Genomic DNA, 24,812 nt, shown 5'->3' on the forward strand with positions numbered 1-24,812 from the left:
CGATCATGAATCCAAAGGAAAACTACCTGCATGAGTTCTTCAGGATCTTTTTCGCCAACAAACAACTGGTGAAACGGGTCTTCCTGATCTTTGCAGTGATCGCGCTGGTGCTGCCGCTGGTGCTCAAACAAAGCTTCGATATCACCGCTCAGGTGATCGTGCAGTCGAAAAAACTCTCCCAGGGCGATGCGACCACCTCCCTGACGGTGGACAACGCCACGTTCATTCCGCCGTCGCTGGCGGACATGGAAACCGAAAGCAACATCCTGCGTTCGCCGGCATTGATCCGCCAGACCATCAGCGAACTGCGCGACAAGGGCGAATACACCCCCTCGCCGGGCATGTTCAGCAAACTGGTGGGCGAACCGTTCAAGCGCTACGTCACCTCGCCGCTGCGTCAGCATGTGATCAACCCGCTGCGCAATGCCCTGGGGCTGGAAACCGATCCGGTGCGTGACACCGCGCTCGACGCCCTGACCCAGCAAGCCGTCGACAGCCTGAAGATCGAAACCCTGCCGGGTTCCAACGTGATCTCCATCGACTACAGCTTCAACGATCCGAAACAAGGCACCGCGTTCGTCGCCGCGCTGTTGCAGAACTATCTGGTGAGCCGTCAGGCGCTGCAATCGATCGACCTGCCGCAGTCCTTCTACGAAACCAAGAAGCATCTGTATCAGGTGCGCCTCGATGGCCTGGAAGGCAACCGGCAAGCGCTGCTGGAAAGTGTCGGCTCGTCCGATCCGAAAGAGGAAATCACCTTCCGCCTCAACGCGATCAACACCGAAGAGCAAGCGCTCAGCCTGTATCAGGATCGTCTGCTGCAAAGCCAGCGCTGGCTCGAATACCTGAAAACCGCCCTGGCCGCCGCCAGCAACAACAAGCTCAACGACTACACCTTCCCCTTCACCTTCACCACCACCGTGGACAACGTCGCGTTCGAAGACCGTGAGGTGAAACAGCTCGGCGAGCAACTCACCACCCAGGTCAGCCGTTACATGAACGATCTGGCGGTGTTCCAGCCCGGCAGTGAGCCGATGCTGCTGACCCGCGAGCAGATCGCCCGCACCCGCCAGCAGTTCCTCAAAGTGGTGAGCAACCGCATCCAGGAACGCACCACCGATCTGACAGTGGTACAGCAGGTGATCGATCAGAAGACCGCGCGCATCGCCGAGTTCAAGAACCGTATCCATCAGTTGCAGCAGACCCAGAGCAAGCTGCGGCAGATGGACACCGAGATCGATGCCCTGCACGCCGCATTCTCGACCTACGCCCAGCGCTTTGCCGAGAGCAGCACCAACGGCTTGCTCAACGACGACCTGTCCAACGCCCGGGTGTTGAGCCCGCCGTACGAACCGACCGAAGCGGCGTTCCCCAAACCGATGCTGATCATTCCGTTCGGCCTGTTCACCGGTCTGCTGCTGGCGATGGCCCTGGTGTATGTGCGTGAGTTCTTCGATCACCGCTTCAAACACCCGGCGCAAATCAGCCACGAACTCGGCTTGCCGGTGCTGCTGGTGCTCAACGACGAGAACACTCAGCCGGGCAATCCGCACAAGAACTGGACCGTGCCAAGCTTTGTCCACTGGGTGCGCAATTGAATACGCCAGCCACTCCGACCGCCGCCCTGCCGATCATTCATTTGCTCAGCAGCGGCGGCTTCTACGGGGCCGAGCGGATGTTGCTGGATCATTGCCTGGCGACGCCGGGACAGCATCAGGTGCTGTTCCTCGACGCGCCACCCGCGTTGATCGAGCGCTTCCGCCAGGCCGGAGTCGCCGCGCAGGGTTGCACGGGGCTCGGTGGCTTGTTGCGGCACCTGCGCCAGCGCCGGGCCGAGCGTCCGCTGATCAACACCCACAACTTCAAAGGGCTGTTGTTCGGCTGGGTCGGCGCCAGCCTGTTGCGCCTGCCGCTGGTGATTACCCAGCACGGTTTCACCCCGCGCAGCCGCAAACAGAAGTTCTACACCTGGCTGAGCCTGCAACTGTGCCGCACCGCTTCGGTGGACCGGGTGGTGTGCGTGGCCGAAAGCATCGCAAGGCTGCACCGCCAGGCCAGCGTGCGCGCGGACAAGCTGCAAGTGATCCCCAATGGTTTGCCGGCCGGCGTCGCGCTGACGCCGGACGCCAACCGCCAGCGCTGGCTCGCCGGATACGTCGGGCGGCTGAGCAGCGAAAAAGGCCCGGATCTGTTTCTCGACGCGTTGATCCCGCTGTGCCTGCAACACCCGTCGCTGGATGCGGTGATGCTCGGCGACGGCCCGGAACGCGAGACATTGCAGGCGCGGATCGACAGCGCCGGACTGGCGCAACGCATCCACCTGCCGGGTTATCAGACCGATATGCAAGCCTGGTGGCAACGCCTCGATGCGCTGGTCATCAGCTCGCGCACCGAAGGCACGCCGATGATTCTGCTGGAGGCGATGCAGGCTGGCGTGCCAGTGGTGGCGTTCGCTGTCGGCGGAATTCCCGATGTGCTGGAGGATCGGCATAACGGTCTGCTGGCAACACCCACTGACACCCGCGCCCTCGCCCGCCAGCTTGACGCGCTGCTGAGCGAGCCCGGTCTGGCCCGCCACCTGCGGGACAACGCACGACGCACGCAACAGGATCGCTACGACCTCAAGGCCCTGGCCGAACGCTGGTCGCAGCTGTACATCCGCACGGCACGGGAGGCACGCGCATGATTTTCCCGCTCTCGATCATCAGTCTGCTGGGCCTGGCCTGCATCGCTCTGCTGGCCAGTCCTTATCCGTATCTGGCGCCGGGTGCGGTGCTGGGTCTGGTGGGCTTCGCGGTGCTGTTCCGCAAGCCGACCTGGGGCCTGCTCGGCATCGCCGCGCTGGTGCCGTTCGAGGGCTTCTTCAAGGACAACGCGCTGTCGGGCAGCAAACTGCTCGGCGCTTCGCTGGCGGTGATCCTGATGCTGCAACTGGCGCTGCACCAGATCCCCGCCGAACGCCTGCGCAGCAACATCTGGCGCTACCTGCTGGCGTTCATGGCGCTGTACTTTCTGAGCACCCTGACCACCGATGACCTGGGCATGTCCCTGGGGCACCTGCGCGAGCTCAGCGTCGGTCTGATTCTGTTCGTCATCACCTTGCTGATCGGTCGTGAATTGAACCTCGACCTGTTCGCCCGACTGGTGACCCTGGCCGTCAGCGCCACCTGCGCCATGGCGATGTTCTCCAGCAAGTTCCAGGATCAGGGCCGCGCCGCCGGCCTGCTCGAAGACCCCAACGCGTTTGCCCTGTTGATCGCGTTTGCCGTGCCGCTGGCGCTGCTGCTGGTGATTCGCGCGCCGAACTGGCTGCAGCGTCTGGTCTGGGGCGGTTGCTTCCTGCTGCTGCTCGGCGGCATGACCAAGACCGAATCCCGCTCCGGGCTGGTGGTACTGGCGCTGAGCCTGATCATCGGTTGCTGGCACTACCGCACCCAACTGGCACGCATCCGCCCCCGGCACCTGGGTTTCGCCATGCTTGGCGCGGTCATCCTCATTCCTCTGGCGATCGCCGTGATGCCCGCCGGTTACATCGCTCGCATCCAGTCGTTGAGCGTATTGAGCGCTGGCGCCAGCGGTCACCACGACGAATCCCTCGGCCGGCGCGCCTCGTACATCGTGGTCGGCAGCCAGATCATCCGCGAGAATCCGCTGCTCGGCTCCGGCCCCGGCACCTTCCCGCTGCACTATGCGACCACCGGTTACGCCAAGGCGTTTTCCGCCAACCGCAAGATCGGCGACCTGTACCGCCGGGCGCACAACACCTACCTGGAAATCTTCAGCGAGCTGGGGATTCCCGCCGGCCTGCTGTTCGTCGGCATGCTCGGCCTGGGCCTGTACAACCTGCTGCGGGCGCGCAAGGCGTGGATGCAGCGACGCAACGCCGAGCAGGCAGACATGATGACGCACCTGGGCATGAGTTTCCTGTCGCTGACGCTGTTCCTGATGTTCCTCAGCGCGCCGAACCAGAAATACCTGTGGATCATGCTCGCGCTGACCAGCGTCCTGCGCCTGAAAGCCGAGCAGGCACCGTTGGCGGAGGCCAGGACATGAGCCGGATCAGCATCGTCATCCCGATGTTCAACGAGGCGCGGCACATCGGCCGCACACTGCTGGCCGCGCAAAAAGCCGCACACGCGGCGAATGTCGAGTGCGAGCTGATCGTGGTCGACAACGGCTCCAGCGATGACGGGCCGCAGATCGCCCGGCAGTTCGGCGCCCGAGTGCTGAGCATGCCGGGACTGACCATCGGCGCCCTGCGCAATCGCGGCACGGCCATCGCCAGCGGTGAATGGCTGGCGTTCATCGACGCCGACATCGAGATGCCCGAAGACTGGCTGACCTCGCTGTTCAAGCTGGAGGGCGATGGCATGGCCAACGTGTTCAGCCTGGATCTGCACACCCCTGCCGCCGCCCCGTGGTACGCCACCGCCTGGCAACGCCGCACCCTGCGTCCGGTGACCCAGGCCACTCACATTGTCGGCTGGCTGCCCAGCGCCAACTTGTTGATGCGCCGGCGCTGGTTCGACAAGGTCGGCGGTTTCAACGAAACCCTGCGCACCGGCGAAGACAAGGAGTTCACCCTGCGTCTGCGCGAGCACGGCGCACGCTTGCTCTCGGCCAACAAGAGCGTGGCCCTGCACTGGGGTTACGAAATGAACTGGCGCGAATGGATGGGCAAGGAAATGTGGCGCCAGGGCAGTCATCTGCAACTGCTGCGCAGCCACGGTTTCAGTCTGCGGTTACTGCGTTTTCCACTGTTGTCGCTGGCGGCGTGGGTGCTGGATCTGCTGGCGATATCCGCGCTGCTCAACGGTTTTCCCCATCACGCGGCGATCATGGTCGCAATGACGCTGCTGCCAGCCCTGGTATTGAGCGTGCGTCAGAGCCGCCGGCAACACAGTCTCGGCCTGACCCTGCAACTGTGGGGCCTGCATTGGGTGCGCCTGCACCTGGCCGGCGCCGCGTTCATTCTCAGTCTGTGTCATCGCAACGCCAGGAGGCCTGCCCGTGGCTGAATTCATTTTTTGGCTGTGCCTGCTGCTGCCGGTCTACGCCTACCTCGGTTACCCACTGCTGCTGAGCCTGCTGGCGCCGCTGTTCCCAGCCTCGCGCCACACCCAGGCCGCGCCGCTGAACATCAGCATCGTGATCGCCGCGCACAACGAGGCGCGGCATATCGAGCTCAAGCTGCGCACGTTGCTGGCCCAGGATTACCAACCCGCCAGCCTGCAAATCATTCTGGCCAGCGACGGCAGCACCGACGACACCGTGGCCTGTGCCCGCACAGTCGTCGACCCACGAATCACCGTGCTCGACCTGCCGCGCCAGGGCAAGGCCGCCACCCTGAACGCCGGCGTGGCGCTCAGCAGCGGCGACATCCTGGTGTTCACCGATGCCGACAACCAATGGTCGCGCGACACCCTCGGCCACTTGCTCGCGCCGCTGAGCGATCCACGGGTCGGCGCCTGCGCCGGGCATATGGTGATTCCGGTCACCGGCGGCGGCTTGAGCGTCGGCGACAGCCTGTATCGGCATTACGAAGGCTGGTTGCGCCGGGTCGAGAATCGCACCGGCTGCATGGTGTCCGCCGATGGCGCGTTGCTCGCCCTGCGCCGCGAGCTGTTCGAGAACGTGCCGGCAGAGGTCAACGACGACTTCTTCATCAGTACCTGCGCACCGGCGAAGTTCAAACGGATCGTCTACGTGCCCGATGCCCAAGTGATTGATCACGGCGTCGATGACGCGGACAAGCAATTCCGTCGTCGTCAGCGGGTCACCGTCGGCGGCCTGCAAAGCCTGGCCCAGCGCCGCGAGCTGCTCAATCCGCTGAAGCATGGTCTGTATTCCATCGCCCTGATCAGCCACAAACTGATCCGCCGCCTCGCGCCGGTGCTGCTGCTGCCGCTGTTGCTGAGCAACTTCTGGCTGTGGGACGACCACGGTTTTTATCGCCTGAGCCTGATCGCGCAACTGCTCGGTTACGCCATCGCGATTGTCGGTCTGCTGGATTCGCAACACCGCTTACCCAAACCGTTCCGCCTCGCGGCATTCCTGCTGGTGACCCTGGCAGGCATGAGCATCGGCCTGTGGCAATTCCTGCGCGGCCAGCGTTACGCCCAGTGGAACCCTGAACAGAACCGTTGAGAGAGGGACAGCGCCATGGCGATCAAACAACTGATAAAACGCACCAGTGGCTGGCTCTATCTCAACTCGTCCGTGGGGCGAAACCAGTTGCACGGCGCCGGGGTGATCCTGATGCTCCACCGCGTGTTGTCCAACGACCGCGCCGCCGACCTGCCGCACCGCAACGAACTGTGCGTCGGGCCGAAAGCCTTCGAGCATCTGCTGGTGTGGCTGCGTCGGCATTTCGATTGCGTGCCGCTGATGGAAATCCTCCAGCCCAACGCCCTGCGCACCGAACGCCCGCAAGTGGCGCTGACCTTCGACGATGGCTGGCGCGACAACGCGGTCAACGCCTTCCCGCTGCTGCAAAAGCATCAGGTGCCGGCGAGCATTTTTCTCTCCACCGATTTCATCGGCAGCCGCCAGCGCTTCTGGTGGGAAAGCCTGGGGGAAACCCTGTGGGGCAGCCATGGCGAAAAACCGCGCATGCACCTGATCGAGTGCCTGCACGCGATCCACCATCCGCTGCCGGTGCTGCTCGACGACATCGATGTCGACCGGCGCAGCCTGGCCCTGCTGCATTACCTGCAAAGCCTGAAAAGTCTCGAACCGCAGATGCTCGAACGCCTGACCGATGAATGCCCGCAAGATTCGCTGCCACAGGCGCTGGACTGGCATCAGGTGCGGGCGATGGAAGCTTCGGGACTGGTGCGTTTCGGGCCGCATGGCGCCAGCCACGCGATCCTCACCGGCCTCGATGACGTGCGCCTGAACGAAGAAATCAGCCGCAGTCGCGATGCCCTGCACAACAGCTGCAACCGGCCGCTGCCGGTGTACTGCTACCCCAACGGCGACAACGACGCGCGGGTGCGCGAGCAGGTCGCCAATCATGATTATCCGTTCGCACTCGGCACCGGCAGCGGCATCTATCGCGGCGGCGGCGATCCGTTGAACCTGCCGCGTTTCGGTGTCAGCCAGTACGCCGCACGTACACCGGAACTGCTGTCCTGGCGGATCTTTCGCGGGGCGCGGCCATGAGTCAGGGCAGCTACCTCAGGCACCTGGCTCTGAGCATGGGCACCAAACTGGCGATGATCGCCCTGCGTTTGCTGCGCAACGTGTTGCTGGCGAGGATCCTCGGCCCCAGCGAACGCGGTCTGTTTGCCCTGCTCAGCACCTTGCCGGACCTGATCAGCGCCGCCACCAGTGGCGGCCTGAACACGGCCGTCGGTTATCAGGCCGCCAAGCAGCGGCCGATGGGGCTGCTGCTCAGTCAGGTGCTGGTGTTCGGTTGCCTGCTGGCGGGGTTGTTGACGTTGCTGGTGGTGGCCCTGGTGCGCGAGTTCGGCACGGACCTGGACGTGACGATGCAACTCGGTCTGCTCGCCTGGCTGCTATTGCTGGCAGTGCCGCTGACCGTGCTCAAGAGCGGTCTGCTGACCTTGCACAACGCCTCCGGTGGCGTGGTCGCCTTCAATGCCTTGCGCCTGGTGGAATCCCTGGCGCCGCTGCTGCTGTTTCTGGCGTTGTTCTGGATGTGGAAAGAGGCCGCGCTGGAAGCCGCACTCATCAGTTGGCTGGCCGGCATCAGCCTGGTGGTGCTTGCCGGTTGGGTATGGCTCAAGCGGGCGCAGCCGTTGCAACTGCAATGGGATCGCGCCAGCCAGAAAGAATTGCTGCGCTACAGCGCCCGCAGCCATCCGGATCTGCTGTTCCAGCAAGTGATTCTGCGCTCCGATTACCTGTTCATCGGCGCCCTGCTCGGCAGCACCGCCCTGGGTCACTACGCGATGGCCAGCGCCGCCGCCGAACTGCTGCTGATCGTCCCGGAAGCGGTGACCACGCCGCTGATGAAACGCCTGCTGCAACAGGACGCCGGCATGGACAAACTCACGCCGCTGGCCCTGCGCCTGACCGCCACGGTGATGCTCGGCGCCTGCCTGGGCATGGCGCTGATCGGCGAATGGCTGATCGTCACCCTGTTCGGCGTCGCCTACCAACCGGCCTATCCGGCCTTGCTTGCGCTGCTGCCGGGACTCTTGGGCCTGTGCTACGCGAGCATCCTGCGCCTGGACTTGCTGGGCAAGAATCGCCCCGGCACGGTGTCGCTGTTGATGGGCCTCTCGGCCCTGCTCAACCTCGCCCTGAATGTTGTGCTGATCCCGACCTACGGCATCGTCGGCGCGGCGGCGGCCTCGTCGATTGCCTACCTGGCGGTGACCCTGGCGATGCTGGTGCTGTATTGCCGGTTGAGCGGCGTGCCGTTCTGGCAGACCCTGATCATCCTGCCCAGTGACATCGCGCCGATGTGGCTGATGCTGCAACGCCGGAAGGCCGCATGAAACGCCTGGCCCTGCTGTTCGGTCTCGGCCTGACGCTGGACGCCTTCGCGGCGTCGATGCGCTGGGGCGACATCCGTGACGGCAGCCTGTACCTGCAAGCCGATCGCCCCGACACCGTGACCGTACGCTGGGCGCCGGCGTGGCAGGCCGATGCCAACGAAGAGCATCTGTACCTGCTTGACGGCCAGGGCAAGTTGCAGGGCGAGCGGTTGATCAAAGCCAGCGAAACCCGTGGCAGCCAGAGCTGGCCGCTGACGCCGGGCGCGGCGAGCTATCGGCTGGAGATTCCCGGCTACAGCTTTCGCAATTACCGCATCGAACACGACGCTGACACCGTCGCGCTGTTCGCCCCGGCCAAGGTGCATTTCAGCGCCGAAACCCGTAACGGCGACGAGTTGTATTTCAAGATAGCGGCGGGAGAACACGCGGTACTGGCGGGCAAGTTCCACGGCGGCGTCAGCGCCTTGCAAGCGCAGCGGGTCGGTGATGGACAACAACTGTCACTGGCGCTGAACCCCTATCGTGCCTATTGGCAGTTCGATCGGCTGGCCTTGCCGGTCAGCGAGAAAGAACAAATCTGGCGCCTGCGCCTGCAAGGCAGCGGCAAGGCTGCGTTCTGGCTCGACGGCACGGCCAACCTGTTCGCGCAGACCGCGCAGCAGCTCAAACCGCTGCGCGAAGACGACGGCCAGACCCAGCTGACCCTGCACAAGGACATCCTCGGCCCGACGCCGAACCTCGGCGTCGCCCTGCCCTATGTGATGCCGCCGCCCTCAAGCTTTGCGGTACTGGATGCACTCAAGGCACGGGCGGCCAGTTACTACAGTTTCGTCGACATCACCCAGCGCAAACCGCATTACGAAGACGCGTTCCGGCAGCTCTATCAGGAGCGCTTCGGCATCACCCAGGACATCACGCTACTGGCCGGCAGTCAGCGCCAGGCCGACTTGCGCGCCGACAGCACCAGCAACAGCGGCCTCGACGCCTGGCTCGCCAGCACCCGCGCCCTGGGAGGCAAAGGCATTCACTACATCGGTTTCGCCGACGAACCGAATCTCAACTACCCCGACTATGCCAATTACCAAAGCCTGTTCACCAGCATGGCCCGTCAGGTGCGCAGCGATCCGGCCAATGCCAGGGCCGGCGTACGCATCGCCATGCCCGCCAGTTCACGGCTGATCAACGGCCCGTTCGCCAGCAACGCGGCGGACAAGCGCGGCATCGATTGGGCCAGGCGCCTGCTGGCGGAATCCGGCGAACAGATCGACGCCCTGGCGTGGCACGAATGGATGATTCGCGATCTGTTGGCAACCCGGGTCTACCGCGACAGCGTGCAGCGCGCCGCCAATCTCGTCGGGCTGGACGCCAACGGCCGCCCACGCAAGGCGTTGCTGCTGGACCAGACCAACATGTCCAGCGGCTCGAGCCTGAGCCCTTACGATCAGGAAACCCATTTCGCCTCGTTGTGGTGGGCCTCGGTAGCGATCAATGCGGCCCAGGACGGCTTGCTGGACATGCTCAACTGGTTCCAGGCAGCGGACGAACCGAATTACCCCAAGGGCATGTTCAAAGTGCTCGACGACGAGCATTTCGAGCTGAAACCAGTGGGCATGGCCCAACAGTTCATCCAGCAACATTGGCTGCACAGCGTCATGCGCCTGGAGAACGATGCGTTCGAAGTCGACGTCCTGGCCATGGCCACCGACGAGCAACGCGGCTTGCTGGGTGTCAACAAAGGCACACGCCTGCAACGGGTCGACCTGAGCGGAGCCCACTGCCCGTTGCTCAAGGGTTCGTTGCGCTACTTCGGCGCCGACAACCGCAGTCGCGACGCACCGTTCACATGCCAGGACGGTCGCGTCAGCTTCGATTTGCCAGGGGAAACCCTGTTCGCCCTGAGCTGGATCGCCTCATGACCGTCCGCCCCATGCAGTGCCGCGCCGGCATGTCGCCGCGCGTTGCATCACTCCACTCACGGCCAATGCCGTCAGGAGTCACCGACATGAGCGTCTTGAGCAAACTCAGCGAACACATTCATCAAAAAGGCCTGCGCGCCACCCTCGGCAAGGTGTGGCGGCATTACGTGTATTCCCACGAAGAATTGCTGTGGATGGAACGCGACCTGGTCAGCCCGGTGCCACCGCACAAACTGCGGCCCTACGAGCCGCTGCGGATGGAAACCATCACCGCGCAGAACGCCGTGGCCTTCAGCAAACACTTCGGTGACCGGGTCGGGACCATGGCTGAACTGGCCAACGAAGGTCATACCGGACACATGTACCTGAACGAGGATGGCGACGCGGTGGCCTTCATCTGGGGCAGCAAGCGCGACTACCACGACCGTCATTACTACGGCTGCTGGTTCCCGGTGAAACCCGGCGAGTTCTTCGAGTTCGGCGGCGAACAGATACGCGCCTACTGGGGTTCCACGTTGTCCGTCGACTTCCAGCTGAACCTGTGGAAAGCCATGGCGGACCAGGGTTGCAACAAGGTGGTGGACGTCTGCGAGTTCCACAACATTGCGGCGCTGAAGCTGCATATCCGTATGGGTTACCACGAGCAGGGGCGGATCATGAACGTCTACCATCTGTTCGGGCACTGGCGCTTCTATCGCGAAACCCGCTACAGCGGCTCGCGCCTGGACGCGCTGCGCAAACCCTCCCCTGCACCTGTCACGGCAACGGCGGCCTGAGCCTATGGCGCGATTCGAATGGCGCACGTCCCTGTGCGCACCCGACTTCCCGGCAGCGGCCTTTGAAGCGCTGCGCCTGCGGGTGACGGACCACACGCCGTTCAACAGCCTCGGCTGGTTGCACGCGGCAGAGCAGGCGCTGGACAGCCATCAGCGCCTGCACATCCTGCTGGGCTGGGAAGCGGACGAATTGCGCCTGTGCCTACCCCTTGTCGCGAGCCGCGAACCGTTTTTCGGGATCCGCTTCAGCGTGGTCCGTCACCTGGGCTACCCTCTCGCCGATCGGCTGGCGCTGCTGTCGCAATTGAATGCGCGCGACCTGCGCCAGGCATTGGTGTTTATCCGCCAGCGGATACCCCACGCCCTGCTGCAACTCAACGAACTCTGCGAGCCTGCCAACGAACACGGCGGCCTCAACGAGTGGATGCTTCTCAGCTCGACCGGCGAGCGGCGTCTGAGTTGTCGGGCACCGGTACACCTGCTCAGCGAGGACGACCGTCAGGAAGTGTCCGGTGATCCGCGCTACAAGCTGCGGCGCGCGCGCAAACGGATCGCCGCGTGTGGCGCTCAGGTACGACGGATCATTCCCGACGCGCACAGCATGGGGCCGTTGCTGCAGGCCATCAGCGAAGTCGAAGCGGTGAGCTGGAAAGGTGACGAAGGGGTCGGCATTTTTGCCACGCCGCGCAGCCGCCAATGGATCGAAAACGCCTTCACCGCCCTCGCCGCCCATGGCCTGGTGCGCGTAGTCACACTGGAACTCGACGGCCGGTGCATCAGCTACCGGCTCGGCCTGCTCGAACAGGGTCGCCTCTACGATTACAACCTGGCGTTCCTGCCGCAATACGCCGATCTGGGCAGCGGCCGGGTGTTGCTCGAAGAATGGATTCGCTGGGGCCTGGACGATCGCTGGCGCTGGATCGATGCCTCACGGGTCAGCCTGGAAAACTCCAGCCATCAACTGCACGAACGCATGACCGGCCAACTCGAACACTGGCGCTGGAGCTTCTACTCCTGGCGCCCGAGCGGCCTGCTGCTGGGGCTGGCGTTGCGCCTCTGGCAGCGTCTGAAACCGACTTTGCAGCAATGGCGGGCCAAACGTGTGGCCGCTCCCACGGCGGCTATTGCCAAACCGCTTCCCGGCACCATCACCACGGAGGGCGAACATGCCTCGCCAAGTCATAGTCAACGCTGACGATTTCGGCCTCAGCCCGAGTGAAAACGCGGTGATCTTCAGCGCGTTCCAGGCCGGGGTCATCAGTTCCGCCACCGCCATGGCCAACATGCCGGCCTTCGAAGCGGCCTGCGCCATGGCCCGTCATCCGCTGCTCGAAGGGCGGATCGGCCTGCACTTCAACCTGACGTATGGTCGCCCCCTGAGCCAGGCGATTCTCGCTCGCCGCACCTTCTGCGACAGCCACGGCGTGTTCGACCTCAACCTGCCGCGCCACAGCCTGTGGCTCGGCCGCGAGGATCGCGAGGCGGTGCAGCAGGAATTGCAGGCGCAGTGGCAGCGTTGCGTCGATCATGGCGTGCGCCCCAGCCATCTGGATTCGCACCAGCATGTCCACAACATCTGGCCGATCGGCGAGATCGTCGCACGCTTCGCCGCCCATCAAGGCGTACCGGTGCGCCTGGCGCGCAATCTGGGGCAAAACCTCAGTCTGCCCAAGCGCGTGTTCAAGGGCTTGCTCAATCAGCGTCTGCAAGGATTGGCGGGGGCGACGGCGGATTACGTCTGCACCCCGGTCGACCTGCGCAACGCCCCTGCGCCGACCGACGGCGTACTGGAAATCGTTGCTCATCCAAACCAGCTCGGGGCTGATTTCGGTGATGCCTACCTCGAACCCGGAGAGTCCCTGAGCCGCGTGCTAGAGCAGCGGCTGCCGGGGGTTCCACGGGTTTCCTATGCCGATCTGAACAGGGAATTTCTGCGCGGTGCTGCCGCACTCGAGTGAGTTACACAACTTGCAATACTTTCAAAGCTGGCGCTTTGACATGAACTTGCAGGCTTGATCTATACCCACAAAAGCGTCATCCACAACACCGGGCTTCGGCCACGGAGGGCATCATGAGCATCATTGAAAAGTTGAGCGAGCGCATCAGACAAAAAGGCCTCGGGCGCACCTTCGGCACGTTGTGGAAACGTTATGTGTTCTTCCATTGGGAGCTGTTGTGGATGGAGCGCGACCTGATCACCCCGGTCCCGCCGCACACGCTGCGCCCCTACGATGGCCTGCGCAAAGTCGACATCACGCCGCAGAACGCCGAGGCCTTCGGCAAGCACTTCGGCGACCGGGTCGGAACCATGGCGGAACTGGCCGTCGAAGGCCACACCGGGCACATGTACCTGGATGCCGACGGCCACGCGGTGGCGTTCATCTGGGGCAGTCTGCGCGACTACCACGACCGCCACTATTACGGCTGCACGTTCCCGGTCAAACCCGGCGAGTTCTTCGAGTTCGGCGGCGAAATGACCCGCGCCTACTTCGGCAGCAGTCTGTCGGTGGATGTCCAGGTCGCCCTCTGGCAAGCCATGGCCGCCCAGGGCTGCCACAAAGTGGTGGACGTCTGCGAAACCCACAACATTCCCGCGCTGAAACTGCACATCCGCATGGGCTACCACGAACAGGGCCGCGTCACCCACGTCTACGGCCTGTTCGGCCGCTGGCGCTTCTTCCGCGAAACCCGCTACGACGGTTCACGCCTGGAACCACTGCGCAAACCGGGGCGGGCGGGGGTTACGGCGGCTGCGCGGGCCTGACAGCCTATATCCAACTGTAGGAGCAGCCTTCGGCAGCTCCTACAAAACCAACGACCTTTGCCTACAGACTCCGACGACACATCCAAAGTTGATGAGCGAAGTGGCTGACTGCCTGGCTGTATCCATACAGATACAGTTTCCGGATGAATTATCTCATCCAACAAACAGCAGTTTTCGCAGCATGGCACTCGTCTGTCAGGGATATACGCGCCAAGGTAGCTATTGCCCGTCGCATTGATCGCGCGTCAGCAGGTAATCTAGGCGACATCAAACCAGTCGGTGATGGTGTGTCCGAGATGCGCGTGGATGTTGGTGCGGGGTATCGGGTCTACTTCACGATGCGTAACGGTGCAATCGTTGTTCTGCTGGCCGGAGGTGATAAATCCTCCCAAAGTGCAGATATCCGACGCGCAAAAAAAATGGCAAAGGAGGTTTAACAGTGAGCCAGACTTTGACAACTTTTGACATGGCGACACTGCTGGACAGTGACGAGGCCATTAGCGAGTACCTCTCCCAGGTATTGGCAGACGGCGACAACGAAGAGTTTCTTCGGGCAATCGGTTATGTGGTAAAGGCCCGTGGGATGACTCAAATAGCCAAGGATTCGGGTATGGGCCGCGAAAGCCTGTACAAGGCTTTCGCGCCGGGTGCAAAACCCCGTTTTGATACGGTTCTAAAAGTCATTCACGCCCTTGGCATTGACCTTTGTGCTCAGCCAGGACATTCAATCAATCACTCGACGCGCTGATTTTCTGCACGACGAGGGTAAAACACATCGGCAGCTGCGCCTCCTGATTCAGGTAGCAGTCATACGCCTCCTCCCGGTTCGAGTGCGGGTATTCCTTGAAATGCGCGATGTTCAGCCCGGCGTCGATGGCCGCGCTGAAGATGGCGCCGAGGGTGTGTACGAACCAGTAGGACGCGGAGGCCGGTTGCTCGACCTTGCCGACGTAGACGATCGGTTCCTCCTGCACAAACGGCTCCTGGCGGAAATACGACGTCGCCAGGCGGAAGGGATCTGACGCCGCAGGATCGACCATCTCCAGAAACGGGTGGGTTTCGTAGATCACCAGGCGTCCGCCGGGCTTGAGGGTCGAGGCGACGTGACGGAAGAACTCGGCGATATCGGGCATCCAGTTGAGGACGCCGATGGTGATCAGGGCAACATCGAACCGCGCCAGCAGCGACGGCGGCAGATGATGGATGTCGGCTTCGATGAATTGGGCATTGTGCGGGGATCGGACGTTCAGCTCACGGGCCTGTTCGAGAAACGCCGTCGACTGATCGACACCCACTACCTGCCGTGCGCCGAGGGCGAACAGCGAGAGGCTTTCACGGCCGTTGTTGCAACCCAGTTGCACGACGTCCTTGCCCTCGATACCGACCTGTTCCAGCACGCCGCGCAAGGTGTCGTCGAGGCAGGAAAAGCCAAGGTGCGTGACCTCGCCGAGCAAGGCCTGCCAGTCGGGCGAGTCCTGGTGATGGCGGGCAGAATCGTTCCACGCCTGACGATTGCTCTCGATCGCGGCTTTATTGTTTGGCACTTCCATGGCGCACTCCGGGCGATGCTCTGTATTGAGCGGCCCGAGTCTAGATCAGCCCGGCGTTGCCGGTTGTTATGAACTTGTAAGCCGACATCCCGGGCAACAGTGAATCCTGCACACGCAGCTATAGTTAATAGCCTTGGGGAAACACGCACTCGCAGGTGCCGCCATGCAAACGCGCAACCGGCTGTTGTTGACTGGCTGTCTGCTCATCGCCACCCAGGCGCAAGCGCTGGACAGCAATTTCAATTATTACGGGCCGGACCAGCCCTTCGCCCACCCTGCTCCGCCGTCGCTCAATGCGCCACCGCCGCGCGACTATGAAGACGAGGCGCCGCAAGACTTCATCGTCATCCCTGATCGCCACGTGTTCCACGACTCGCAACTGCCGACCGTAGCCGATGCCACCGTGCGGGTGTTCGTGCGTAGCTACGATCCTGAGCGCGGGATCTACGTCAATGACGAAGTGCTCGATCCGACGTGCCTGCTGGAGTGTCTGAGCCGCCAGCAGCAACACTGAGCCTGGCAAACCAACGCCGACCCTGTGGGAGCGGGCTTGCTCGCGAATGCGTCGGATCAGTCAACGCTTCGCTGAACGACACTCCGCTTTCGCGGGCAAGCCCGCTCCCACAAGTTTTTTGAACACACTGCCGGCCTCACCACTGGCGCTTGTCCGGCCGGGCCAGGCCGAGTTTTTCGATGCGATAGCGCAACATGTCGCGGCTCAGGCCCAGCAGACGGGCCGACTTGGTGACATTCCAGTCGGTCTTGTCGAGCATCTTGCGCACCATGTCGCGCTCGACTTCCGGCAGGTTCATCGATTCGTTGTTGCTGGCCGGGCGTGGTTCGAAGTGAGGGACTTCATGCTGGTGCAGCGGCGGCTCGTCGACCAGGCTCATGCACACGTTCAACTGATGCGCGGCGATGGTGTCGCTCGGTGCCAGCAACACGGTCTGTTCAAGCATGTTGCGCAGTTCACGCACGTTGCCCGGCCAGGTGTAACTGAGCAGCAGTTCTTCGGCCTGCTGGCTGAAATGCAGGTTCGGCTTGCCGTAGCGCTTGCCGTGGCTGGCGAGAAAATGCCGGGCCAGCAGCAGGATGTCGTCGCCCCGGGCATACAGGCGCGGCACTTTGATCGAGATGATGCGCAGCCGGAAAAACAGGTCGCGGCGGAACTTGCCCTGCTGGACCATCTGCTCGAGGTTGCAATTGGTGGCGCTGATCACCCGCAGGTTGACCTTGCGCTCCTTCACCGAGCCGACCCGGCGAATCGTGCGGTCTTCCAGCAGCTTGAGCAGCTTGGCCTGCAACAGCAGGTCCATTTCGCCGATCTCATCGAGAAACAGCGTACCGCCGTCCGCCGCCTCGACCAGCCCGACCCGGCGATCCTTGGCGTCGGTGAACGCGCCCTTCTCATGGCCGAACAGTTCCGATTCCACCAGATTGGACGGAATCGATGCGCAGTTGAATTCGATGAACGGGCCTTTGCTGCGCGCGCCGTCGAAATGCAGGGCGCGCGCCACCAGTTCCTTGCCGGTGCCGGTCTCGCCTTCGACCAGCACCGGCGGCAGATCGGAATTGGCCATGCGCCGCTCGGCGTCGAGCAATTGGCCGATCGTATTTTTCAGGTATTGCATCGGCGACGACTCGCCGATCAGCGCCTGGACCCCGGATTTCTGCGCCTCGCGCTCCTGATAGAACGACAGCGTGCGCTCCATCCGCTCGGTGGCCAGGGCCTTGTCCAGCAGCAGCTTCAGTTCCGGCAGCGCCACCGGTTTGGTGACGTAATGAAAGGCGCCCTCCTTCATGGCCACCACCGCGTCTTCGACGTTGCCGTAACCGGTCATCATGATCACTTTCAGATCCGGCGCGCTGACGCGCAGCTTCTGGATCAGGTCGTGCCCGCTCATGCCCGGCAGCGAGTTGTCGGTCAGCACCACGTCCGGCATGAAGCGGCCCAATTGCTCCAGCGCGTCCTCGGCGCTATGGCAGACAGTCACCTCGAAGTCCTTGCGCTCCAGGTAGGTCTGAATATTTTCCGCCAACAGCTCGTCATCCTCGACCAGCAGAATGCTGTGTTCCATATTCCCCTCCCGATGCCACTTTAAAGTTAAGGCTGACTCGAGTTCCTTCCTGTTCGCGGCTGGTCAATACGACCGAGCCCTGAAACCGCTCCATGATTCTTTTGACCAACGCCAGGCCGACCCCGAGGCCGCCCTGCTTGGTGGTGAAAAACGGCTTGAACACCAGTTGCAGTTGCTGCGCGCTCATGCCTTTACCGGTGTCGCCCAGCGTCAGGCGCACCTGGCCGGCATGCGGTGTTTCAATCTCGACAGTCAGCACACCGCCCTTGGGCATCGCCTCCAGGGCATTGGCAAACAGGCTATTGAGAATTTGCGTCAACAGCACCTTTTGGCTGACGACCGGCGAGCAATGCTGCGGGGTGAATCGCACTTCGACGCCGTTACGCCGGATCAACGCATCAAAGGCACCCAGGGTGTCCTCGACGGCCGGCAGCAGGTCCACCGCTTCACCGTCATCGCTCATGGGCCGCAACGACACCAGCAGTTCGCGGACCCAGCGCGACATGCGGTCGACCTGACTGATGATGTCGCCAATGTTGCGCTGAGCGCTCTGGCTCGCCACTTCCTGGGCAAGTTCGGCGCTGGAACGGATGGTTGCCAACGGGTTGCGCAAACTGTGCGCCACCGCCGAGGACATCTCGCCGAGGGCGACAAAGGTTTCGTTGCTGATCAGTTGCTGTTGCTGGCTTTGCAGCAGGCTCGAGGCGCGCCGCACGATCCAGAACAGCCCCAGATAAATCGCCGCGCCACCGAGGATCGTCGCCGCCCAGATCGACGCGAAGCCGCGATCAATGCGCTCCACCAGATCCTCCGGCTCCTTGTAGATCTCGACCATCGCAACCACTTTGCTCCGGTCGGCGTTGAACATCGGAATGTAGTTTTCGATGAACAGGTATTTGGGCTCGCGGGACAACTGCTGCTCGGGTTTTTCTTCGTCGATCTGGTGGTAGCTGGAAGACACCGGCACCTTCATCTCGAACGACTCATCCAGTTCGTCATCGTCCTCGAAGCGCACGCCGATCAGTTCGGGGTTGGTCGACCAGATCACCGTGCGGTCCAGGGCATACACCGTCGCCAGCAAAATGTCCGGCAAGTGCTCGACGTGATCGAGAAACTCGCTGCGCGCCGCGTTATGCGCCGCCGGATCAACATCGGGATAGTGCGAGTCTTCGCGCGGATCGAGCATTTCGCCCATGGTGCGTTGCGGGTTGATACCGGCGTGACGGATTTCCGCCTCACCGATGGACTGCACGAATTGCGCCGTGAGCAATGAGTCGCGTTCGACGCTTTCGGTGACCACAAACCGGGTGGAGATGTAACCCAGGCCCAACGCCACCGCCGCGATGATGAAAAAGCTGGCCAGCGAGAACCAGCGCAGCAGATTGAACTGCCCGCCCCAGACCTTGATGGCCGCCAATGCTGCGTTCGGCGCAGCCGCTTTTTGTTCTTCCAGTCGTTGCATGGGGGTGCCCTGGCGTTTTTTGTGTCGGGTCGGTTACCGCCGCCGTCACGAATGAGTGTAGGTGGCAATAACCGTCACACACGGTTCACTGATGCTATTTCGCCGCTATTGCATACGACTCACCGTTTCGCTCGCCGTACTGGCTGTTTCTGGCGTCAACGCCCCGTCGGCCAAGGGTTGCACGGACGGATGCTGGCGCTCGGTTTCGTTGTTCAGAAACTCGATGATCGACTGCGCCGACTGCTCGTCCAGACGCAGATTGGGCATCGGGATGCGCTCGTACTTCTCGAACAGTTGCAGTGCAATCGGGTCTTTTTCCGCCAGCACTTTGTCCGGTTCGCGAATCCAGCGATTGAGCCAGGCCGGATCGCGCTGGCGGGTCACGCCGATCAGGTCAGGGCCGATGTTGCGCATGCCGATGCCTTCGCCGTCCTGCGGGCCGAGGCTGTGGCAGGAGGCGCAGCGGGTGCGGAACAGTTCCTCACCGTTGCTGGGCGGGCGGATCTGCGGGGCGTCGGCGTAGTTCTGTTCGGCGCTCGGCTGTTTCCAGTTCTGCAAGGTATTGGCCAGTTGATCGGCGAGGATCCACGGATTCTCGAACGGCGAAGCCTTCATCCAGCGCCCGGTGCTCTGGTTGCCGACGATCAGGCTCAAGTTGTGATCCTTGCTGCGGCCGTTGTCGACGCCTTCGATGAACAGCCCGAGTTTCTTGCGCAGGTCGGTGACGTCTTCGAATTCACCGGTGAGGAATTTCCAGCCGGGGCCGACCTTGAAACGCTGCGAGTACGCCTTGAGCACTGCCGGCGTGTCACTCAACGGATCAATGCTGATCGAGTAGAAGAAGATGTCCTGCCCGACCCGGTCCCCCAGCAGTTTCTGCACCTGGCGCAAGCGCGCGGTTTCCAGCGGGCAGGAGTCGCTGCAGGAGGTGAAGATGAAATTGATCACCACCACCTTGTCTTTGATCAGGTCGTCGAAAAACCGCACCTGCCGACCGTCCTGGTCGGTCAGCAGGGTGTTGGGGAAATAGTCGCCACCCCAGGGGGTGGCGGATTCGGTCGCAGCGGCAGGCGCCGGTGCGCTGGCCTCGGGTTGCATCTGGTGCGCCACCAGCGCCCGGCTGCCAAGCAGACAGGTCACCAGTACCAGCACCAGATGCATGCCCAGGGCCTGGGAGCGCGGCGAACGTTGTGGCATGACGGCTCCCTCCCTTTTCATTTCTTCACGTTCACTTGCGGGCCGAAGCCATCGCCAGTGCGGAAGGTTGGCAGCGCGGCGGAGTTGACGTAGCGCACGCCATCCCAGCTCGGCAGCGGTGTCGGCATCAACTGCAGTTGCCCGGGTTTCTCCAGGTCCCAACGCAGCAGCATCGAGTTGTCCTCATGCTGAGTGTTGTGGCAGTGCTCCATGTAGGTCCCGGCAAACTCGCGGAAGTTGATTGCCATCTCGACGCTGTCCAGACCATCGTTCTCCGAACCGATCCGATAGACGTCCTTGCGCGCCCATTTTTCCCACTCTGGCGGAGCCTTGCCGCCCCGACTGAGGATGATCCCCTCCTCGAAGTGGACGTGTACCGGATGGCTCCAGCCCTTGCCGCCCAACTTGATGTTCCACACCTCGAGGGTGCCGAACCCGGCGACGCCGGCATCGGTCGGACCACTGGCCAGTTTGGTCGCCGTATTCAGGCGACGCGGGTCCATGTGGAAGCCAAACCCGCCATCGGTCTTGACCGTCCACGGCGCCTCATCGGTGCCGTCGGAACGGCCGAAGGTGAAGGTGCGGTGACGGGCGTTGGCCAGCAGCGCCTTGTCGGCAGCATTGTCGCGGTGGATCTTCAGCGGGATCATCACCATGCCTTCAGCCTTGCCCGGTTTGGCCGGTTCGTAGGCTGCCGGATCCATCGCCAGATCCTGACCGGTGTAAGCCTTGACGTTGAGCTGCAGGACCTTGCCCACCGCCGGATCGCCCTTGTCCCACTGCGGGCCTTTGCTGGTCTGCTTGATCACTGCCAGGTATTTCTCGGAGAGCACATCGGCCAGCGAAATCACGTCTTTGGGGCCTTTGCCGTCGTCATGGGACTGCAGGTTGACGAAGAACAGCTTGTCGCCGGGTTTGATGCCGTTCTTGGCGAAGTTGACGATGATGTCGAAGCGCTCGGCGATGCCCTGGGTCGGCAGAATCGCATTGTGGTTCTGTTTATCGCCATCGGCGTCCAGGTCCATGCTGCCGTCGAACGGTACGCTGTGCTCCATGATGTTGCCGTCGTTGGCAATCATGTGGAACGGCACGCGGCTGTACGACACGCCGGAGTTTTTCGGCCCCTGGAACTCACCGCTGGTGCCTTTGACTTCCCGCACCAGCGCGAGCTTGAAGTAGCGCGACACCGAACCATTGAGAATGCGGAAGCGATAACTGCGTGCCCGCACATCGAGGGTCGGTTTCCACTGCCAGTTGACCAGCACCTGATCGCCGAGAAAGCCGTCGGTGTTGAACGGGTTGAACCACAACTGCCCTTGCTGATCCCAGGCCTTGTCGGCGAACAGCAGGTTGACGTCATAGTCGCGGTTACCCCACGGCAAGGCGCTGCCGCTGGGCAAGCGCAGGTTGACACCGTCGTTCACCGACTCGTTGCCACGATCCAGCGCGCTGTAGTAGTTCATCATCGCCGCGTTGCCCTTGTAGACGTTCTGCGCGGTGAAATCGAGCATGTGGTCGTGGAACCAGTGAGTGCTCATGGTTTCGCGCCAGTCGCCACGAATCTTGATCGTGCCGTGGTCGCAGGTTTTCTTGCTCGGTTGCAGGTCGTTGACCCACAGGGTCTCGCCCGACGCGCAAGGGAATGCGGCGCGCGGATCTTCGGCCTTGGTGTTGATGCTGTCGTAACCGGCGAGCTGGATCGGCCAGCGATAGTCGTAATACTGGCCGGGGAAGAAAAACGCGTTGGCATAACCGTCGCTTTCCGCCGGCGCGTGGCCGTTGTGCTCGTGGGTGGTGATGGTGTGCAGGCCGAAGCCCCGGTTGGCCGCCGGATCGATCGGCAAGCCGTTGTAGTGACGCATCATCACCGGCTGACCGTAGCGCACCATCAACAGTTTGGGCGGCAACGTGCCGTCGAAGGTCCACACCGAGTTGTGATCCTGCACCGGCATGTTCGGATGGAAACGCGGATCGACGCCCTTGGCGGTGCCATCGGTCAGCGGTACACCGGCGGTGTTGTGATACAGGCCACCGGGGCCGAACTCGCCGACCGCGTAGCCGTGCATCTGCCGACTGTCACGCAGGCCACCGTTGACCCGCGCGCCGGTCTGCACGGTTTTGTACGCCGCTTGCGGGTAGAACTCGTTCCAGCGCTGGTGCGCCCAGCCCTTTCCTGGCGGACGTCCTTCGGCGGACGAGCCGATGTGGCGGTTGAGGAACAGTTCGATCTGCGATTGCCATGGGTTGCGGTCGACCACGTTGGAGAACTGGCTCGGGAACGGCGTCAGCCCCGGTTGCCGCAGGAACGCATCCAGTGCGGTGCCGGGTGGCGCGCTGCGAGCGACGTTGTTGGGGTCCTGCGCCGGTGCCGGGCCAATCGCGGCAGGCGGAAAGCCCAGCGGCGCGGCCGGGGTGGTCGGGTCGAGTTTTTCCGGGCCGAACTCTTCGAACAACACCAGTTGCTGGGTAAACGGCAGGGCTCCGTACAGCGGGCTCGGCTTGCCGTTGGTGGGGTAATTGAAACTGGTCTGCACCGACGGCGGCAGAACGTTTTCCGCGCGGGTCGTGTTGCGGGTGCCTTTGACGCCATCAGGCAGATCGAAGGAGTCTTCGTTGGCCTCCGGCATCGTCAGGATGGCGTTGAGTGCCGTTGCTTCATCGGCCGGCTCGTCGTAGTACGCCGAAGGGTCGGACGTCTCCGGCTGCCCTTCATCGTCAATCGGGCTCGCTCGGACCACGGTCATGGTGCCCAGGGTCAATGCCAGAAAGACACTCAAGGGTGTCAGCAGGAACAGCTTGTTGGGGTAACGCGTTGCTCTGTCCATCACCAGCCGCCTCATCTAAGGAAGGGGTGATGGTGTTTTGCAATTACCTCGCCAATAAATTATTTCCAGTTGTAACAAGGGTTTGGCCGCGCTGTTGAATTCCCCACTCCCCGGTGACCGGGGCCTGACACCCACTGCTGGGGGAAGTTCAGATTATTTTCGGGCATTCATTGAATCAGTTGAAACGCCAGACGAACGGTCGTGCCCTCGCCTTCGCGGCTGTCCAGCGTCACGCCACCGCCGAAGCGTTCCATGATCCGTTTGACCAGCACCAGCCCGACCCCCAGACCACCCTGCTTGGTGGTGAAAAACGGCCGGAACGCCATGCTGCGCTGTTCTTCACTCATGCCTTTGCCGGTGTCGCTGAGCATCACGCTGACGCCACGGCTGTCGGTCGGCTCCAGGCTGATGGTCAACGTACCGCCCTTGTCCATGGCCTCCAGGGCATTGGCCAGCAGGCTGTTGAGAATCTGCGTGAGCTGCACCGGCTGGCTCAGCACCATCGGCGTGTCCTGCGGATGAAACACCACCTGCACCCCGGCCCTGGCGATCTGCTGCTCGAACGCAACCAGACTTTCATGCAGCGCCGCCACCAGATTCACCGGCTCCGGCTCGTCGTTGAGCGGACGCAAGGACTGCAGCAACTCGCGCACCCACTTCGACATGCGGTCGACCTGGCCGATGATGTCCTTGATGTTTTTCTGCGCCGGCCCGGCATCGAACTCCAGCGCCAGCTCGGCGCTGGAACGAATGGTCGCCAGCGGATTGCGCAGACTGTGGGCCACCGCCGAGGACATCTCGCCCAAGGCGACAAAGGTTTCATTGGCGATCAGCTGCTTCTGCTGCACCGCCAGCAAAATCGCCGCCCGCCGCACGATCCAGTACAACCCCAGATAAATCAGCCCGCCGCCGAGCGCGGTGGCCACCCAGATCAGAACCAGTCCACGCTCCATCCGCGTGATCAGGTCCTTGGGCTCCTTGTAGATCTCGACCATCGCCGTGACGCTCTTGCCCTCGGCGTCGAACAGCGGGATGTAGTTCTCCAGAAAGATGTACTCCGGCGGCACCACGAACTTCTGTTCTTCGCGCGCCTTGTCCACGTCGTGATAACTGGCGGACACCGGAATTTTTTCACTGAAGGCCCGATCCAGATCCTCGTCGGCATGAATCCGCGTACCGATCAGCGCCGGGTTGGTCGACCAGACCACCTGTCGATCAGGGGCATAGATATTGGCGAGAATCACGTCGGGCAAGTGCTCGATGTGATCGAGAAACTCCGACCGCGCATTGGCCCTCGCCGCCGGATCGACATCGGGAAAGTCGTTGTCCTGACGCGGGTCGATCAACTCGCCCATGGTACGGATATTGGGAATCGACACATGACGCACCTCCGCCGACGCAATGGCCTGAATGAACTGCGCGGTCAGCAACGCATCACGCTGCACACTCTCCTCCACCACAAACCGCGTCGACACCGTCCCCAGCGCCACCGCCACCGTGCCGATCACCGCCATGCTGATCAACGAAAACCAGCGCAACAGATTGAACGGCTGCTTGCGCGAACCCAGGCGCAGACTGCCCTCCTCGACCGGTAGCGATTTTGACTGCATGTTCATGGCGGCGACTTCCCGATACGTCCCTATAGGGTTATAGCCCACGGTTGGGGGTTTGCCCGGTTGCGGGGGGTGAACGGCCCCATGGTTGTGGTTGTGGGCGTGAGATGTTTTTTGGGCAAGCTTGAGATCGCAGCCCTCACCCTAGCCCTCCCGAAACGTC

At 62.6% G+C, this 24,812-nt stretch carries 21 protein-coding genes; 15 read left to right on the forward strand and 6 right to left on the reverse strand.

Going from position 1 to position 24,812, the window contains the following annotated elements:
* Positions 1-5 precede the first annotated feature (5 nt).
* The 14 genes from KVQ74_RS27260 (at position 6) to KVQ74_RS27325 (ending at position 14,672) form a co-directional block, all read left to right on the forward strand.
* Complete coding sequence (locus KVQ74_RS27260; protein WP_217834477.1) at positions 6-1,598, forward strand: GumC family protein; 1,593 nt, start codon at positions 6-8, stop codon at positions 1,596-1,598.
* Positions 1,583-2,686 carry a glycosyltransferase family 4 protein gene (locus KVQ74_RS27265; RefSeq protein ID WP_404822770.1) on the forward strand — a complete coding sequence of 368 codons (1,104 nt, stop codon included), beginning with the start codon at positions 1,583-1,585 and terminating at the stop codon, positions 2,684-2,686. Before KVQ74_RS27260 ends, KVQ74_RS27265 begins: the two co-directional genes overlap by 16 nt.
* Complete coding sequence (locus KVQ74_RS27270; protein WP_217834479.1) at positions 2,683-4,053, forward strand: O-antigen ligase family protein; 1,371 nt, start codon at positions 2,683-2,685, stop codon at positions 4,051-4,053. Before KVQ74_RS27265 ends, KVQ74_RS27270 begins: the two co-directional genes overlap by 4 nt.
* Positions 4,050-5,018: a glycosyltransferase gene (locus KVQ74_RS27275; RefSeq protein WP_217834480.1), complete on the forward strand. Its 969-nt coding sequence runs from the start codon at positions 4,050-4,052 to the stop codon at positions 5,016-5,018. The genes KVQ74_RS27270 and KVQ74_RS27275 overlap by 4 nt, the downstream gene beginning before the upstream one ends.
* Positions 5,011-6,147, forward strand: a complete 1,137-nt coding sequence (locus tag KVQ74_RS27280) for a glycosyltransferase (RefSeq protein ID WP_217834481.1) — start codon at positions 5,011-5,013, stop codon at positions 6,145-6,147. The genes KVQ74_RS27275 and KVQ74_RS27280 overlap by 8 nt, the downstream gene beginning before the upstream one ends.
* 15 nt (positions 6,148-6,162) lie before the next feature.
* Positions 6,163-7,164: a polysaccharide deacetylase family protein gene (locus KVQ74_RS27285; protein ID WP_217834482.1), complete on the forward strand. Its 1,002-nt coding sequence runs from the start codon at positions 6,163-6,165 to the stop codon at positions 7,162-7,164.
* Positions 7,161-8,468, forward strand: coding sequence for a lipopolysaccharide biosynthesis protein (locus tag KVQ74_RS27290; protein WP_217834483.1), 1,308 nt, complete (start codon positions 7,161-7,163; stop codon positions 8,466-8,468). The genes KVQ74_RS27285 and KVQ74_RS27290 overlap by 4 nt, the downstream gene beginning before the upstream one ends.
* Positions 8,465-10,384, forward strand: a complete 1,920-nt coding sequence (locus tag KVQ74_RS27295) for a hypothetical protein (protein ID WP_217834484.1) — start codon at positions 8,465-8,467, stop codon at positions 10,382-10,384. The genes KVQ74_RS27290 and KVQ74_RS27295 overlap by 4 nt, the downstream gene beginning before the upstream one ends.
* Positions 10,385-10,470: 86 nt before the next feature.
* Positions 10,471-11,160 (forward strand): GNAT family N-acetyltransferase, encoded by a 690-nt coding sequence (locus tag KVQ74_RS27300; protein WP_217834485.1) that lies wholly within the window; start codon positions 10,471-10,473, stop codon positions 11,158-11,160.
* 4 nt (positions 11,161-11,164) lie between these two features.
* On the forward strand, positions 11,165-12,355 hold the full coding sequence (locus tag KVQ74_RS27305; protein WP_217834486.1) for a GNAT family N-acetyltransferase: 1,191 nt from the start codon (positions 11,165-11,167) through the stop codon (positions 12,353-12,355).
* Positions 12,327-13,118: a ChbG/HpnK family deacetylase gene (locus KVQ74_RS27310; protein ID WP_217834487.1), complete on the forward strand. Its 792-nt coding sequence runs from the start codon at positions 12,327-12,329 to the stop codon at positions 13,116-13,118. Before KVQ74_RS27305 ends, KVQ74_RS27310 begins: the two co-directional genes overlap by 29 nt.
* A gap of 113 nt (positions 13,119-13,231) precedes the next feature.
* Positions 13,232-13,924 carry a GNAT family N-acetyltransferase gene (locus KVQ74_RS27315; RefSeq protein WP_217834488.1) on the forward strand — a complete coding sequence of 231 codons (693 nt, stop codon included), beginning with the start codon at positions 13,232-13,234 and terminating at the stop codon, positions 13,922-13,924.
* Between the two features lie 143 nt (positions 13,925-14,067).
* The gene (locus tag KVQ74_RS27320) at positions 14,068-14,361 is read left to right on the forward strand and encodes a type II toxin-antitoxin system RelE/ParE family toxin (RefSeq protein ID WP_217834489.1); all 294 of its coding nucleotides are present in this window, start codon (positions 14,068-14,070) and stop codon (positions 14,359-14,361) included.
* 2 nt (positions 14,362-14,363) lie between these two features.
* Positions 14,364-14,672 carry an addiction module antidote protein gene (locus KVQ74_RS27325; protein ID WP_217834490.1) on the forward strand — a complete coding sequence of 103 codons (309 nt, stop codon included), beginning with the start codon at positions 14,364-14,366 and terminating at the stop codon, positions 14,670-14,672.
* Here KVQ74_RS27325 and KVQ74_RS27330 read toward each other — a convergent pair.
* The gene (locus tag KVQ74_RS27330; RefSeq protein ID WP_217834491.1) at positions 14,653-15,474 is read right to left on the reverse strand and encodes a class I SAM-dependent methyltransferase; all 822 of its coding nucleotides are present in this window, start codon (positions 15,472-15,474) and stop codon (positions 14,653-14,655) included. The two genes, KVQ74_RS27325 and KVQ74_RS27330, sit on opposite strands and share 20 nt — an antisense overlap.
* A 163-nt stretch (positions 15,475-15,637) precedes the next feature.
* On the opposite strand from KVQ74_RS27330, the gene KVQ74_RS27335 reads away from it, so the two are divergent.
* The gene (locus tag KVQ74_RS27335; protein WP_217834492.1) at positions 15,638-15,988 is read left to right on the forward strand and encodes a hypothetical protein; all 351 of its coding nucleotides are present in this window, start codon (positions 15,638-15,640) and stop codon (positions 15,986-15,988) included.
* Positions 15,989-16,124: 136 nt separating this feature from the next.
* Here KVQ74_RS27335 and KVQ74_RS27340 read toward each other — a convergent pair whose 3' ends face one another.
* From KVQ74_RS27340 to KVQ74_RS27360, 5 genes are all read right to left on the reverse strand, one after another.
* Positions 16,125-17,552: a sigma-54-dependent transcriptional regulator gene (locus tag KVQ74_RS27340; protein ID WP_217834493.1), complete on the reverse strand. Its 1,428-nt coding sequence runs from the start codon at positions 17,550-17,552 to the stop codon at positions 16,125-16,127.
* Positions 17,521-19,014 carry a sensor histidine kinase gene (locus tag KVQ74_RS27345; RefSeq protein ID WP_217834494.1) on the reverse strand — a complete coding sequence of 498 codons (1,494 nt, stop codon included), beginning with the start codon at positions 19,012-19,014 and terminating at the stop codon, positions 17,521-17,523. Before KVQ74_RS27345 ends, KVQ74_RS27340 begins: the two co-directional genes overlap by 32 nt.
* Before the next feature lie 105 nt (positions 19,015-19,119).
* Positions 19,120-20,211: an SCO family protein gene (locus tag KVQ74_RS27350; protein WP_225930209.1), complete on the reverse strand. Its 1,092-nt coding sequence runs from the start codon at positions 20,209-20,211 to the stop codon at positions 19,120-19,122.
* 17 nt (positions 20,212-20,228) lie between these two features.
* Positions 20,229-23,036 carry a multicopper oxidase domain-containing protein gene (locus KVQ74_RS27355; RefSeq protein ID WP_217834496.1) on the reverse strand — a complete coding sequence of 936 codons (2,808 nt, stop codon included), beginning with the start codon at positions 23,034-23,036 and terminating at the stop codon, positions 20,229-20,231.
* Between the two features lie 167 nt (positions 23,037-23,203).
* Entirely contained in the window at positions 23,204-24,652 is a 1,449-nt protein-coding gene (locus tag KVQ74_RS27360; RefSeq protein ID WP_217834497.1) for a sensor histidine kinase, read from the reverse strand.
* Positions 24,653-24,812 lie beyond the last annotated feature (160 nt).

This window comes from Pseudomonas botevensis, assembly GCF_019145475.1.
Taxonomy (GTDB): Bacteria; Pseudomonadota; Gammaproteobacteria; order Pseudomonadales; family Pseudomonadaceae; genus Aquipseudomonas; species Aquipseudomonas botevensis.